We start from the raw sequence: 14,614 nt of genomic DNA, 5'->3' as shown, positions 1-14,614 counted from the left end.
GGTTACATCAGACCTTCCGCCAGGGGACCCAGCGCGAGAACAGGGAAATAGGTGAGCGCGGCGACGATGAGGATCACGCCGATCAGCAGTCCGATGAACATCGGACGGTGGGTGGGCAGGGTTCCGACCGTGGTCGGGACCTTGTCCTGCTGGGCCAGCGACCCGGCCAGAGCCACGACCAGCACGATCGGGATGAACCGGCCGAAGAGCATCACGACACCCAACGCGGTGTTCAGCCACGGAGTGTTGGCCGTGATCCCTGCGAACGCCGAACCGTTGTTGTTCGCCGCGGAGGTGAACGCGTAGAGGACCTCGGAGAAGCCGTGCACGCCCGGGTTCCAGATGGATGTCGTCGAGACGTCCTCACGCACCCCGGGAATCGCGAAGCTGAGCGCGACACCGATCAGCGCGAGTGACGGCGTGACCAGGATGTAGAGGCTGGCGAGCTTGATCTCCCGCGGACCGATCTTCTTTCCCAAGTACTCCGGCGTGCGGCCGACGAGCAGTCCGGCGATGAAGACGGCGATGACCGCGATCACCAGGATCCCGTAGAGGCCGCTGCCCACGCCACCCGGTGCGAGCTCGCCGAGCATCATGTTCAGCATCGGCATCATCCCACCCAGCGCGGTGTACGAATCGAACATCGAGTTCACCGCACCCGTGGAGGTCAGTGTGCTCGTGGTGCCGAACAGGGTGGAGCCGGCGATTCCGTAACGGGTCTCCTTGCCTTCCATGGCCCCGCCGGCGAGCATCGGCGCGGTGCCATTGCCCGCGAGCTCGAAGGCGGTGATGGCGGCGAAAGACACCAGGAAGAGGATGCTCATCGCCGCGAGGATCGCGTAGCCCTGGCGGTTGTCTCCCACGATCTTGCCGAACGTGCGCGGCAGCGTGAAGGGGATGAGGAGCATGAGGATGATCTCCAACAGGTTCGTCCAGCCTGTCGGGTTCTCGAACGGGTGGGCCGAGTTGGCGTTGAAGAATCCGCCACCGTTCGTTCCGAAGAGCTTGATCGCCTCCTGGGACGCGACCGGACCACCGGGGATCGACTGGGCGGCGCCGGAGAGCGTGGTGATGTCGGTGAATCCGTTGAAGTTCTGGATCACGCCGCCGATGATCAGCACGATGGCGCTGATCACCGAGATCGGGAGCAGGATACGCAGCGAGCCGCGAACCAGGTCGACCCAGAAGTTTCCGATCGTGCCGGACCGCCGGTAGGCGAATCCGCGAACGAGCGCGATCGCGACAGCGATGCCGACGGCAGCGGAAACGAAGTTCTGCACGGCCAGACCAGCGAACTGCACCGTGTAGCCGAGCGTCTGCTCCGGCGAGTACGACTGCCAGTTGGTGTTGGTCACGAACGAGACGGCGGTGTTGAACGACAAGTGCTCGCTCGGGGCGGAAAGGCCCAGGGAGTAGGGCAGCCACTGCTGGGTGCGCTGCAGGAGGTAGACGAGGACGACACCGACGACCGAGAACATCAGGACGCCGCGCAGATATGCCTGCCACGTCTGCTCCGACTTCGGGTCGACCCCGATCACTCGGTACAGGCCCCGTTCGACCTTCCAGTCTTTGCGTGAGGTGTAAACCCACGCCATGTAATCGCCGAAGGGCCGGTAGAGGAGCCCGAGGACGACAGCGACCGTGAGCAGGGCGGCGATTCCGATAACCCACTCCATCAGAACTTCTCAGGCTTCACGAGAGCGAACACGAGATAGACGATGGCCGCGAGCGCAAGGACGGCAGAAATCGCTTCAAAGACGATCACAGCTTCTCCACCGCCTTCGCCACGACGCCAACGATCACGAACAGGACGATGACGCCCAGCACGTAGACGATGTCAAGCACAGGAAACTCCGATCGGGCGGACTGCGGTTCCACACGGACCCGCGCACCAGCTAGGCGCAACTCCCGATCAAACACTCCCGCGCACGGCGAGAACTACGTCCTAACGAAATGCATACGGCGAAGCCGCCGAAGCTAACGCAAGCCACACGCTCGGGTCAGCTGACGTGGATGGTCGGCCGCCGCTTCGCATTTCGTTCGGCCTCGCGAAGGACCTCTCTGGTCACGGGTGCGACCTCACCCGAGCCGAAGAACAGGTACTTGGCCATGTTGGAGATGGGGTTGCCTTCCGTCCACTCGAAATAGGCGCTGGGGATCACTCCGGTCAGGTCGCGGATCTCCAGCAGAACAGCCGCAAGGGTGTTCGGGATATTGGCACTGTTGACGACCAGGACTCGGTACCCGAACTTCTCCACTCCGGTGACGAGAAGTTCTTCTTCGAACTCGGACGAGTCGGTGGGGTGCACTTCGAGGAAGGTGATCTTCGCGGTGCCCGGGATGTGGGAGTACAGGCGTTCGGCATCGTTCTTCGCCTTGTATTCCTCGGGACTTCCATCGTCGGGTTCGTTGGCGACGATGCGGATCTCACCGAGTTCGGCGTCGTCGTTGATGAACCCGAGCGCCGTCTGATCGAACGTGACAGTGGTGGCCCGGATCTGGAACGACCGGACGACACGAGAGATCGCGGAGATGACGAGGATGCCGATGATGAAGAGCAGGGCGATGCGGATGCCGTCGGGTCGCTCGATCACGTTGAGCACAGTCGTGTACAGGAACACCAGAGCGATGAACCCGAAACCGAAGGTGCGCTTGCGCTGCTTCTTGCGCAGCGCGGACATCGTGACCGCGACAGATGCGGAGGTGATCAACACCAGCACACCGGTCGCGTAGGCGCCGCCCTGAGCATCCACGTCCGCATTGAAGATGATCGTGATCAGGAAGGCGATCGCCGTGAAGACCAGGACGAGCGGCCGGACAGCAGCCGCCCATTGCGGAGCCATCCCGTAGCGAGGCAGATATCGCGGGACCAGGTTCAGCAGCCCGGCCATTGCCGAGGCCCCTGCGAACCAGAGGATGCAGATCGTGCTGATGTCGTAAACGGTGCCGAACCCGTCGCCGAGATATTCATGCGCGAGGTACGCCAGGGCTCGGCCGTTGGCGCTTCCGCCCGGCTGAAACTCCTGCTGCGGGATCAGAAGGGTCGTGACGATGCTCGAGGTGATCAGGAAAACGCTCATGATGATCGCGGCGGTCGTCAGCAGGCGGCCTGCGCGGCGAATCCTTCCCACGGGCTCGTCTGCTCGATCCGTCGGGGCACCGGTGATCTGGGGCATCACTGCGACACCCGTTTCGAATCCGGAGAGCCCGAGCGCCAGTTTGGGGAAGACGATCAGCGCGACGGCGATCATCATCCACGGGCTCGAGTACTGCGTATTCAGCGCGGTCCACCAGTCGGTCACGACCATCGGGTTGTCTCCCAAGTGCGCGAAGGAGACGAGGATGACCACGAGATTCAGCGTGAGGAAGACAGCGACCAAGACGACCGCGATCCCGATTGCTTCGCGGAACCCGCGGAGGAAGACCAGCGCCAGCAGAGTGATGAGCATCAGCGTGAGGGGCACCTCGCTGCCGCTGAACCACTCCGGAGCGAACGGGTTCTCGACCGCGTGGGCAGTCGCATCCGCTGCCGACAGAGTGATCGTGATCATGAAGTCGGTTGCGGCGAATCCGAGCAGGACCAGCACGAACACCTTGCCCGCCCACCAGGGCAGCAGGTGCTCGAGCATCGCGATCGAGCCCGACCCTTTGAAACTCTCGCGCGCCACTCGCCGGTACACGGGCAGAGCGCCGAAAAGCGTGAGGAGTACCAGGACGATCGTGGCCAATGGCGAGAGGAGTCCGGCGGCCAGGGCTGCGATCGCCGGCTGGTAACCGAGGGTGGAGAAGTAGTCCACACCCGTCAGACACATGACCTGCCACCAGGAGTGGGTTCGCTCGGTCGTCCGCGCGTGCGGACCCTGGTGCGTGCCCTTGCTGTCGACGAGCCCTTCCAGCAGCCACCGGCGCGCGCGTTGTCTGCGACTGAGCGGATCTTCGGTCGCATACCGCTCTAAAGACGACTCAGACATCCGGCCTCACACTCTCACTGGCGGCGGAACAAGGGGCGACTTGCTCGACGGAACGAGTATGACACCTGCCTGCATGGGTTCCGTTAGGTGCGGAGACAGCGGCGCCCGGCGGGATTAGAACTGGATCCATGACACGAACATCCTCCCTTAGACCGGAGCCCCCTTTATCGTCCGACCGCTCGAAAAGTCGCAGGTCCTGACATGACCTTGACCGCGATCCTCCCGACGCTGCGACGCAGCATCCCCGATCCGTTCCGCCCCAGCGTGTGGCCGGAATACACCCAGGTGACCACGAGCGATGTCATCATCGCGGGAGTCTCCCTACGGCGCCTGGTCGAGTTGTGCGAGACACCCTGCGTGCACACGGCTGATGCGCTGGTGCCCGGTTCGCACATCAAGTCCGCCCTCCGACGCGATGCATCGGTCGTGGTGGCGAGAGTCAGCGGCGTGTTCGACAGCGACGACGGTGAGCGGGTCGTCCTGATCGATGCCGACATGGCTTCGGTCTCCGCGTTCTGGGACGAAACCAGGCTGCTGGGCAGGATCTCGACCGCGGCCCCGAACCCCGTGGTGATCCTCGCCGGAGCGGGCAGCGGTATGCCACGCGGACGGGGTCCGGCGTGGGTTCCCGCCGACCTGGCCGAAGGAGACCTCCTGGCCATCCCTTGCGCCGGGATGGTCAGTCTCCACGAGATCCGTCCGCACTCGGTCGACCTGCGCCGAGGAGAACCCACCGAAAACGCGTGACTGCGCACGCGCGCACGAGCGTGCGCGCGTGCCCAGTCCCCTCCGTCACTTTCCGTCACCAGGAGCTCGAAATCATGACCGTCCTTCACACCATCGCCAGCAGCCGCCTCTCCGATCCTCACCTGCTCGAAAGCTCGTTCTGGCCGGCCGGTACCCAGCACACCCTTGACGACATCCTCTTCCACGGTGTGTCGCTCGCCGCCGCCGCTCGCGGCGGGCGCACACCGCTGGTGCGCATCGGCGAGGCCGGCACGGCACACCGCGAGGAAGCGAGCCGTCAGGAATTCGTGAGTGTCGTGGTCGCCCGTGTGGAGTTCATCGATCATCTCGGCGTCCTGCAGAAGCCCGACATCTGGATCGATGCAGCCCTGAGCCTCTGCCAGCCGATCGTCAGTGCCGCAAGGATCATCGGCAGAACCACCACCGAGCGCCGGAAGAAGGTGCGGATGCTCGCGGAGAGCGAGCCGGGAACCCACACCGACCTCAAGCTTCCCGCTGACATCCGTGCGGGTGATCTGCTCGCGATTCCGTGCGTCGGGACCGTACCCCGCAGCCAGATCGCTCCGCACCACACTCGATCCGATAGCGGGGTGAGCACGACGGAGGTTCCCACCGAGGACCCCGGTTTCTACGGAGTCTGCGGAAAATAGATGCCGATCGTCGACAACGCCGTGTATGTGTGCGGGCACCGGATCCAGAACCCCTCCAGCTTGGAGGAGACCTTCGAATACATGAGTGAACGGGACGGGATGGCCTGGATCGGCCTCTTTCGTCCCACACCCGAGGAGATCCGGCAGGTCGCGGCGGAGTTCGCCCTGCACCCCCTCGCCGTCGAGGATGCGCTCTCCGGGCATCAGCGGTCGAAACTGGAGCGCTACGGCAACATCCTGTTCACCGTGCTCAGACCGGCACGTTACATCGATGACACCGAGACGGTCGAGTTCGGGGAACTGCACGTCTTCGTCGGCCCGAATTTCGTCGTGACCATCAGGCACGCCGAGTCTCCTGACCTGGGGCGCGTCCGCCGGCGGCTCGAATCTCAGCCCGACCTCCTCGCCCTCGGCCCGGAGGCGGTGCTCTACGCGATCCTCGATGAGGTCGTCGATGAGTATCAGCCGGTGTGCCTCGGAGTCGAGAACGACATCGATGAGATCGAGGATGTCCTCTTCGGCGGAGGAGATGCATCCCTCTCGCAGCGGATCTACGAACTGTCCAGGGAAGTCATCGCGCTGCAGCGTGCGACGTACCCTCTCGCTGCGATGCTCGAGGGACTGCGCCGAGGCGCCGACAAGTACAAGGTCGAGATCGAGTTGCAGCGGTCATTGCGCGACGTTCACGATCACGCTCTTCGGATCACCGACCGGATCACCGCGTTCCGGTCCATCCTGGAGAACGCCCTCACCGTCAACGCGACCCTGGTCAGCCAGCGCCATACCGAGACCGCTCTGATTCAGAACGAACAGGTCAAGAAGATCTCGGGATGGGCCGCGATCCTCTTCGGACCCACGCTGGTCGGCACCATCTACGGAATGAACTTCACGTATATGCCCGAGCTGGACTGGGTTCTCGGGTATCCGTTCGCACTCGCGCTGATGGCGGCCACGAGCATCACCCTTTACGTCGTCTTCCGTCGGCGGCACTGGCTCTGACGTCTGTACCCGCTCAGTGGGTGAACGAGGTCTTCAGGCCCTCGATCGGCATGGCAGACTCGAGGAGGTCGAGGTAGTCGACGGCCTCCCGGATGTCCGAGATCAACGACTCTGCGAGGTTGCGGCTCAGGCCGTTGCGCACGACGATGCGCTGCACGGTCAGGTCGGAGATGTTGTCCGGCATCGGGTAAGCCGGGATGAGCCAGCCCTTGAGGCGGAGTCGCTCCGACAGATGGTACAGATTCCATTTGTCGGTGTGGCCTTTGGTCAGCTGCCAGGCGAACACGGGGATGTCGCTGCCGTCGTTCCACAGGTCGAAGGCATCCATCTTCCCGATCTCGCCGGAGAGATACAGAGCGACGTCCTGCGAAGCCTTCTGCACCTTGTAGTACCCGTCCCAGCCGAGGCGGATGAACAGGTAGTACTGCAGCAGCACCTGCGCGCCGGGCCGCGAGAAGTTCAGGGCGAACGAGGGCATGTGACCGCCGAGGTAGGTCACGTCGAAGACGAGCTCCTTGGGGAGATCATCGACGGTCTTCCAGACCACCCAGCCGAGTCCGGGGTAGACCAGGCCGTACTTGTGCGCGGACGTACTGATCGATACGACGCGATCGACACGGAAGTCCCACTCCAGGTCGGGCTGCAGGAACGGTGCGATCATGCCGCCGGATGCACCGTCGATGTGGATCTTGACGTCGAGGCCCGTATCGGCCTGAATCTTGTCCAGCGCGGCGGCGATCTCGGTGACGGGCTCGTACATGCCGGTGTAGGTGACGCCCATGATCGCGACGACGCCGATCGTGTTCTCGTCGACGTAGGTGTCCAGCTCGAATCCGTCCAGCACCCGGTGCTCGTCGGTGATCGGAACGTAGCGCGCCTCCACGTCGAAGTAGTTGCAGAACTTCTCCCAGCACACCTGCACAGCGCTGGAGAGGATGAGGTTGGGCTTCTCGGTCGAGAGGCCGGCGGCCTTGCGTGCGAGTTGCCATCGACGCTTGAGGGCGAGGCCGCCGAGCATGCAGGCCTCGGACGAGCCGATGGTCGAAGTGCCGATCGACTTCGAGGCGTCGGGCGCGTTCCAGAGGTTCGCCAGCATCGTCCAGCAACGGGTCTCGATGGCCGCGGTCTGCGGGTACTCATCCTTGTCGACCATGTTCTTGTCGGCAGTTTCGGAGTACAGCTTGTCGGCGTGCGGGTCCATCCAGGTGCCGACGAAGGTCGCGAGGTTGAGTCGCGAGTTTCCGTCGAGCATCGCCTCGTCGTGGACGATCTGGTACGCGGTCTCGCCGAGCGACTCGCCCGCCGGCAACCGATCGGTCGCGAAATCGGTGGCCTCTCCGGCGCGAGCGAACATGGGGTTGAGCTGATTGCGGTCGCTCAGACCGGTGAACGCATTCGGCGATTCCCCCGGCTTGATCGCCTTCGTCTTCTCCTGCGAAACGGTCATTGGTGAACTCCCACCCCTCGTGGACTGCAGTGATCCGGCGTCTTCGCTCGCAGGCTCGGCAAGCGTGCCCGTGACAGGCTCAGTGTTGTACGTAGCGGGGAGGGCGGCAAGAACGCCAGTTCAACATCACCCTCTTGGAGTGACAAAGGATCACGAGTCCTGAAGACCCGCGATCCCTTCCCCCGACTGGTGCCCGGCCACGCAGCTCATGCACCTGTCAGCGCATCGATTCTTGGATGCGTCGGTCGAGCTCATCCAGCTCTCCGAGCAGGTCCGACGCCATCCACACCCGGTCTTCGACGAGGCGACCGACTCCGACCGGATCATGAACCTGCTGAGGGCGACGGAGTTGCCCTCAGCGTCCGTGTCGGCCTGGGCGATCGCCACGAGTGCGAGCTCGGCTGAGGAGATGTGGTCGAGTTAATTCACTCTTGCAATGCTAAACCGAAATAAAGGTCCCGCTACTACGCAATGCAGTCGCAGACCGACATGCCGCTCGATCGATATGGAAAGGATCGCGAGTCCTGAAGACCCGCGATCCCTTGTCCCGACTGGTGCCCCCGACTGGAATCGAACCAGCGACCTTTGGTACCGGAAACCAACGCTCTATCCCCTGAGCTACGGAGGCGTACCGACCGAGGATATCATCGCGGATGCCCCGTCCCGAGACGGCCGGAGGGGATGGGACCCGTTACGGCCAGCCGATGGTCCACAGCAGCAGGATGCCGACGACCTGACCCACGAGGCAGATCGCGACGCCCAGACGGCGCCTGATGGGAGTGCTCGAGAGCCGTTCGTCGGCGAGCAGCGGCGCGAGCGGGAGCAGGAGCCGGAAAACGCTCTGCTGCGGCAGGAAGACAGCGAACAGGTACAGCCCGTAGCTCGCCGCGTACGCGACGATCTCGAGCCCGAGGCGGCGGATCTGGGGCGAGCGCATCCACAGCACGAAACCGATCATGAGCGCGAGTACGAACAGGACGCCCAGGAACCCGAGATAGGTGCCGAACAGCCGGAACCACGGAGTCATCGGAATGAAGTCGCCGGGGCCGATGAACGGGATCCACCACGCCGTCTCGGTGCGCACGTACGCGTGCGCTGTTCCGGTGACCGCTTCGGCGATGTACTGCCAGGCCAGGCCTGCGATCGCCATCACGAGGCCCGAGACGATCAAGCCCGTCATCTGGCGGCGGGGGAACGGATCGATGTGCCTGCGGACGTACCGGACTACGAACAGGATGCCGAGCCCGAGCGAGACGGCGAGCACCCCGGGTCTGGTGAACGCCGCAACCAGCCCGATCGGGGCGATCCACCAGTATCTGCGATCGACGGCGAGGATCAGCATCCCGAACAGCATGAAGAGGTAGAGCGTCTCCGCGTAGGCGAGGACGAAGATGAACGACAGCGGGCTGAGGGTGAAGAGCACCACGGCCCACCACGACGCGTGAGCGCTGGTGACCTTCCGCAACAGGATGTACAGCAGCACGGTGGCGCCCGCGCTCGCCGCGATGCTGATCGCGACGCCCGCGACTTGCCACGGGATCCCGAGCAGGTCGGACAGCAGGCGCTCGAGCGCCGGGAAGACCGGCAGGAACGCCCAGTCGTTGGGCTGGATGACACCGGCGACATTCATCGGCAGCGACGGCGGGTAGCCGATCTGCGCGATGCGCCCGTAGCGGGCGCCGTCCCAGTCGGAGAGGAAGTTGAGGAAGGTCGTGACGGGGTTCTGGTCGGGCCCGAATCCCCACCCGCTCACGCGAGCGATCTGGTAGAAGATCCCGAGCAGCGCCAGGTTGATCGCGCGGCCGCCGGCCCACAGCAGCAGCACCTTCGAAATGGCGCCGCGGGCGATCGGCTCGACATCGCGATGCGGCGTCGGGAGGGCGACGAGCATGGTGTGGACCCCGTGCGCGGCACGGCGCACGCGCGAGAGCATTCCAGAGACGGCCGCGTCACCGCTGCGCGGGCGCGGAGCGGTGTCGAGGTCGTGCTGTGGTTGCGTGGTCACTGGCACCCTCCGTGTCGGCGACGCTCCAGCATAACCGCCCTCCGGCCCCGCGACGGTGTCGTGGGCGTCAGATGCCGCGCACCGCCGAGGGATCACGACGGTAGGAGAGGTCGCGGATGCTGCGACCCGCGTGCGCTCCCTTGCGCTCGAATGCCGTCAGCACCCGACCGTCGAAGCGCGGCGCCCACTCGCCCTCGAAGTCGCGCATGAACCCGGCAGCCTCATCGAGGACATCGCGCATCTGCCTGGCGTAGTCCTCCCAGTCTGTCGCGAGCCGCAGCACTCCCCCGTCGGTGAGACTCCGGGCGGCGAGCGCGGCGAACTCCGCGGTCACCAGGCGGCGCTTGTTGTGCTTGTTCTTGTGCCACGGGTCGGGGAAGAAGACCCACAGTTCGTGAAGCGATGCCGGGGGCAGCAGGTGCTGGAGCACCTCGGGCGCATTGGCCTCGACGAGACGGAGATTGCGCGCCTCCGCGCGGTCGGCCTCGAGCATCGTCCGGGCGAGCCCGGCTGTGAACACCTCGATCGCGAGGAAGTCGTCATCCGGGCGCGTGGACGCCGCATGCACGATCGCGTGGCCCTGGCCCGAGCCGATCTCGGCGATGAGCCGAGCGCTGCGGCCCCATACGTGCGCCGGGTCGATCACGGCCCCCGGCGCGATGCTCGTGACCGCAGCATCCCTCGGCACTTTCAGCACGTAGCGGGCGGAGAGGTCTTCCCACGCCCGCTCCTGGCCGTCGGTCATCCGCCCGCTCCGGCGGACGAACGACACGGGACGATCGCGGAAGGGACGGGGCGTGGACACCTCCCCAGGCTACCCAGCGAGCTGAGGGGGTGAGGGTGCTGCTCACGTCACGAAGTCGATGAGCTCCTCGACCCTGCCCAGCAGCGCAGGCTCGAGATCGCGATACGACGACACCGACGCGAGGATGCGCTGCCACGCCCTGCCGAGGTCGGCCGGTGTCTCAGAGGGCCAGCCGAGGGCGCGGCACACCCCGACCTTGAACTCGATGCCGCGCGGAACCTCGGGCCATCGCGCGATCCCCACCGCCTTCGGCGTGACGCACTGCCACACATCGATGTAGGGGTGCCCGACGATGCGCACGAATCGGCCGTGGGGTCCGGCGGCCACGGCCTGCGCGATCCGGGTCTCCTTCGAGCCGGGCACGAGGTGGTCCACGAGCACCCCGTAGCGGCGCTCCGCCGACGGCGGGTCGCCGGCGAGCGCCGCGTCCAGCACGTCGACGCCCTGCAGGAACTCCACGACCACGCCCTCGGCGCGCAGGTCGTCGCCCCACACCTTCTCGATGAGTTCGGCGTCGTGCTTGCCCTCGACCCAGATCCTGCTCGCGCGGGCGACTCGCGCTCGCTCGTCCACGGGGGCGAACGACCCCGAAGCGGTCCGCGCGGGGGTCGTCGCAAGAGCGGGTGCGGGGGGTGCGACCAAGACGACGTCGACCCCATCGACGAGGAAGCCGGGCCCCAGCGGGAAGAGCCTGCGGCGCCCGACCCGGTCTTCGAGCTCCACGAGTCCCGACGACAGCTCGGTCACCGCGCCGCAGAAGCCGTCGTCGGCGACCTCCACGACCGTGCCACGGCTCGCCTCGATTTTCGGCATCTCGCGCCGCCGCGATTCGCGCCACCCGGCCGCGAGCACATCAGTGCCATAGCGATCGTCCATGTGTCCTCCCGGACGGCCAGCGTAGGCGGCGTGTGTCGGCGCCCCCGGACGACCCGCCGCCGGGCGCGCCGAAGCGACTCGGCCTATGCCCGCGGGCGACCGCGTGAATAGACTCGGAGCGAGGCAGGATTCTCTGCGTCGAGGAGGGGATCCATGCGCGCGGGTTGGGCAGTGGCGGCCGCGGCGGCCCTCGCGATCGGGCTGGTGGCCGCGCCCGGTGCCGCGTGGGCGACCGACCCGGTCACGCTGGGGTCGGGACACGTCCTCGATCAGGCCGGCGTGCTCGACGCGTCGCAGGAGGCATCGGTCGACGCGCGCATGTCGGAGTTGTACTCCTCGACGGGCGTCGACCTGTACGTCGTGTACGTCGACCAATTCACCAACCCCTCCAGCAGCCAGCAATGGGCGGATGAGGTCGCCCAGAGCAACGGTCTCGGCACCAAGCAGTACGTCCTGGCCGTGTCGACAGACGGGCGGCAGTACTACATCTCCGCCGACACGAGCGGGCCGATGTCGGCGGATCAGCTGGATGCCGTCGAGGCCACCATCGTGGCGCCGCTGCGTGCCGGCGACTACGCCGGTGCGGCCACGACAGCCGCCGACGGCTTCCAATCCGCGTTAGGCGGTTCCGCAGGCGCCGGCGGCTTCCCGGTCGCGATCGTCGTGATCCTGGTGATCCTCGTCGTCGTCGGCATCGTCGTCTGGCTGATCGTGCGCAGGCGCCGCAAGACCCCCGCGGTCGCCCGGGGTGCTGGCGGTCCCGCGTCATCGCTCGACCAGCTCGACACGCAGGAGCTGGCCCGACGCGCGTCATCGGCGCTCGTCGACACCGACGATGCGATCAAGACGAGCGAGCAGGAGCTGGGCTTCGCGAGCGCCCAATTCGGGGATGCCGCGGCAGCCGACTTCGAGAAGGCGCTCGCCGCCGCCAAGGGCAACCTGAACCAGGCGTTCACGCTCAAGCAGCAGCTCGACGACTCCGAGAAGGACACCGATCAGCAGACGCGCGCGTGGAACATCCAGATACTGCAGCTCTGCGAGCAGGCGAACGCCTCACTCGATGAGAAGGCTGCGGCATTCGATGAGCTCCGCCAACTCGAGAAGAACGCTCCTGAGGCTCTCGCACGCGTCCAGCAGCAGCGCACGGCCGCCTTCACCGCACTCGAGGTGGCCGCGGCGCACCTCGCCGAACTCTCGGCACGCTACGCGCCCGAGGCGCTCTCCACGGTGGCCGACAACCCCTCGCAGGCGCGTGAGCGCATCGCCTTCGCCGACGCTCAGCTCGCTCAGGCGCAGACCGCGATCACGGCCGGCGACGGCGGGGCTGCGGCCGTCAGCATCCGTGCCGCAGAGGAGTCCGTCGCCCAGGCAGGGCTCCTGGAGCAGGCGATCGACAAGCTCGGGAGCGACCTCGAGGAGGGCGAACGAAACGCCGCCGCCCTCGTGACCGAGCTCGAGGGCGACATGGCCGCAGCAGCCGCGCTGCCCGATCCCGACGGCCGGGTGGCGGCGACCATCGCCGCGACCCGCGCGCAGGTCGACGCCGCCAAGGCGGGCCTCGCCGGCACCGCCACCCGGCCGCTCGCGATCCTGCAGTCGCTCGAGGCCGCCAATGCGCAGATCGACGGCGTCGTGCAGGGAGTGCGGGATGCTGCGGCCCAGGCCCAGCGCACCCAGCAGATGCTCGGCCAGACGATCATGCAGGCGCAGGCGCAGGTATCGGCCGCCGAGGATTACATCACTGCCCGCCGTGGCGCGGTCGGCGCGCAGGCCCGGACGCGCCTGGCCGAAGCCGGCGCTTCGCTCGTGCAGGCCCAGCAGCTGCAGGCGACCGACCCCGCGCAGGCCCTGCAGGAGGCGCAGCGGGCGAACCAGCTGGCCGGCCAGGCCATCCAGTACGCGCAGACCGACGTCGGGTCGTTCCAGAGTCCCGGCGCGGGCGGCATGCTCGGCGGCGCGTCCAACGGTGGCGGCGGGGGTGGCGGCGGGATGCTCGGCGCGGTGCTCGGCGGGATCGTCATCAACTCGATGCTCGGCGGGGGCGGCGGTCGCTCATCCGCGGGCTCGGCGGGCGGCATGCTCGGCGGCGGATCCCGCTCGAGCGGCGGCCCTCGCTTGAGCCCCGGCAGCTTCGGTGGCGGCGGCACGCGCGGCCGCCGCGGAGGAGGCAGATTCTGACGCCCGCGACTGCGCACGCGACCACCACATCTTTCACGACTTTCACGACGCCCCATACCTCTCGATAGGAAGGAACCCCGATGGCAAAGCAATCCATCTTCGGCCGCATCTCGACCCTCATGAAGGCGAACATCAACTCGATGCTCGACTCCGCGGAAGACCCGGAGAAGATGCTCGACCAGCTCGTCCGCGACTTCACCAACAACATCGTCGACGCTGAGTCGGCGATCGCCGAGACGATCGGCAACCTGCGGCTGCTCGAGCGCGACAACGCCGAAGACGTCCAGGCGGCGGCGGAGTGGGGCAACAAGGCCATCGCCGCCAGCCGCAAGGCCGACGAGCTGCGCGCGAGCGGCAGCACCGCCGACGCCGACAAGTTCGACAACCTCGCCAAGATCGCGCTGCAGCGCCAGATCAGCGAGGAGAACCAGGCCAAGGCCACCGCTCCGCAGATCGCCGCGCAGACCCAGGTCGTCGATCAGCTCAAAGACGGCCTGAACGGCATGAAGGCCAAGCTCGAGCAGCTGAAGTCGAAGCGGGCCGAGCTGCTTGCACGCGCCAAGACCGCCGAGGCGCAGAACAAGGTCGTCGATGCGGTCAAGTCGATCGACGTCATGGACCCGACGAGCGAACTCGGCCGGTTCGAAGACAAGATCCGCCGCCAGGAGGCCCTCGCCGCCGGAAAGCAGGAACTGGCCGCGTCGAGCCTGGATGCGCAGTTCAACAGCCTCGACGACCTCGGCGAGCTGACCGAGGTCGAGGCGCGGCTGGCCGCCCTCAAGGTCGGATCGACCACTTCGCAGGCCGCGATCAACGCCCCGACGGCGCCTTACACGCCGTAACAGCGATGCGACAGCGGGCGTCCTCCAAGTCGAGGGCGCCCGCTTCGTCGTCGTACGGGCGGCGTCGTGTTCGCCGTGCGCGCACACCGGACAC

The 14,614-nt window shown here is 66.4% G+C and carries 13 protein-coding genes and 1 tRNA gene; 6 read left to right on the top strand and 8 right to left on the bottom strand.

Annotated features, from left to right (window positions below; genetic code table 11):
- Window positions 1-2 precede the first annotated feature (2 nt).
- From kdpA to ACFE6Z_RS06135, 3 genes are all read right to left on the bottom strand, one after another.
- Window positions 3-1,676, bottom strand: a complete 1,674-nt coding sequence (kdpA, locus tag ACFE6Z_RS06145) for a potassium-transporting ATPase subunit KdpA (RefSeq protein ID WP_375384826.1) — start codon at window positions 1,674-1,676, stop codon at window positions 3-5.
- Window positions 1,676-1,765, bottom strand: coding sequence for a K(+)-transporting ATPase subunit F (gene kdpF / locus ACFE6Z_RS06140; RefSeq protein ID WP_375384825.1), 90 nt, complete (start codon window positions 1,763-1,765; stop codon window positions 1,676-1,678). The genes kdpA and kdpF overlap by 1 nt, the downstream gene beginning before the upstream one ends.
- A gap of 235 nt (window positions 1,766-2,000) precedes the next feature.
- The gene (locus tag ACFE6Z_RS06135; protein ID WP_375384824.1) at window positions 2,001-3,971 is read right to left on the bottom strand and encodes an amino acid transporter; all 1,971 of its coding nucleotides are present in this window, start codon (window positions 3,969-3,971) and stop codon (window positions 2,001-2,003) included.
- A gap of 201 nt (window positions 3,972-4,172) precedes the next feature.
- Between ACFE6Z_RS06135 and ACFE6Z_RS06130 the strand changes: the two genes are divergently transcribed.
- The 3 genes from ACFE6Z_RS06130 to corA all read left to right on the top strand — a co-directional run bounded on the left by ACFE6Z_RS06130 (window position 4,173) and on the right by corA (window position 6,367).
- A complete protein-coding gene (locus ACFE6Z_RS06130; RefSeq protein WP_375384823.1) occupies window positions 4,173-4,718 on the top strand; it encodes a hypothetical protein in 546 nt (181 codons plus the stop codon).
- Between the two features lie 74 nt (window positions 4,719-4,792).
- Window positions 4,793-5,368, top strand: coding sequence for a hypothetical protein (locus tag ACFE6Z_RS06125; protein ID WP_375384822.1), 576 nt, complete (start codon window positions 4,793-4,795; stop codon window positions 5,366-5,368).
- A complete protein-coding gene (gene corA, locus ACFE6Z_RS06120; RefSeq protein ID WP_375384821.1) occupies window positions 5,369-6,367 on the top strand; it encodes a magnesium/cobalt transporter CorA in 999 nt (332 codons plus the stop codon).
- Window positions 6,368-6,380: 13 nt separating this feature from the next.
- Here the strand turns inward: corA and ACFE6Z_RS06115 are convergent, their stop codons facing one another.
- Complete coding sequence (locus ACFE6Z_RS06115; protein WP_375384999.1) at window positions 6,381-7,721, bottom strand: glutamate decarboxylase; 1,341 nt, start codon at window positions 7,719-7,721, stop codon at window positions 6,381-6,383.
- Window positions 7,722-8,022: 301 nt separating this feature from the next.
- Between ACFE6Z_RS06115 and ACFE6Z_RS06110 the strand changes: the two genes are divergently transcribed.
- Window positions 8,023-8,238, top strand: coding sequence for a hypothetical protein (locus ACFE6Z_RS06110; protein ID WP_375384820.1), 216 nt, complete (start codon window positions 8,023-8,025; stop codon window positions 8,236-8,238).
- A 128-nt stretch (window positions 8,239-8,366) separates the two neighbouring features.
- Here the strand turns inward: ACFE6Z_RS06110 and ACFE6Z_RS06105 are convergent.
- From ACFE6Z_RS06105 to ACFE6Z_RS06090, 4 genes are all read right to left on the bottom strand, one after another.
- Window positions 8,367-8,442 (bottom strand) — tRNA-Arg (locus ACFE6Z_RS06105).
- A gap of 63 nt (window positions 8,443-8,505) precedes the next feature.
- On the bottom strand, window positions 8,506-9,819 hold the full coding sequence (locus ACFE6Z_RS06100; protein WP_375384819.1) for a hypothetical protein: 1,314 nt from the start codon (window positions 9,817-9,819) through the stop codon (window positions 8,506-8,508).
- Between the two features lie 67 nt (window positions 9,820-9,886).
- Window positions 9,887-10,564, bottom strand: a complete 678-nt coding sequence (gene trmB, locus ACFE6Z_RS06095) for a tRNA (guanosine(46)-N7)-methyltransferase TrmB (RefSeq protein ID WP_375384998.1) — start codon at window positions 10,562-10,564, stop codon at window positions 9,887-9,889.
- Window positions 10,565-10,666: 102 nt separating this feature from the next.
- The gene (locus ACFE6Z_RS06090) at window positions 10,667-11,500 is read right to left on the bottom strand and encodes a DUF3097 family protein (RefSeq protein WP_375384818.1); all 834 of its coding nucleotides are present in this window, start codon (window positions 11,498-11,500) and stop codon (window positions 10,667-10,669) included.
- A gap of 153 nt (window positions 11,501-11,653) precedes the next feature.
- Here ACFE6Z_RS06090 and ACFE6Z_RS06085 point away from each other — a divergent pair, with 153 nt between their 5' ends.
- Window positions 11,654-13,678: a TPM domain-containing protein gene (locus ACFE6Z_RS06085; RefSeq protein ID WP_375384817.1), complete on the top strand. Its 2,025-nt coding sequence runs from the start codon at window positions 11,654-11,656 to the stop codon at window positions 13,676-13,678.
- 80 nt (window positions 13,679-13,758) lie between these two features.
- Window positions 13,759-14,520, top strand: coding sequence for a PspA/IM30 family protein (locus ACFE6Z_RS06080; RefSeq protein WP_375384816.1), 762 nt, complete (start codon window positions 13,759-13,761; stop codon window positions 14,518-14,520).
- Window positions 14,521-14,614 lie beyond the last annotated feature (94 nt).

Origin of the sequence: uncultured Microbacterium sp. (genome assembly GCF_964244775.1) — a bacterium.
Classification (GTDB): domain Bacteria; phylum Actinomycetota; class Actinomycetes; order Actinomycetales; family Microbacteriaceae; genus Microbacterium.
Note: the sequence above shows the minus strand (reverse complement) of the source record. Positions and strands in the feature narration are given on the sequence as shown.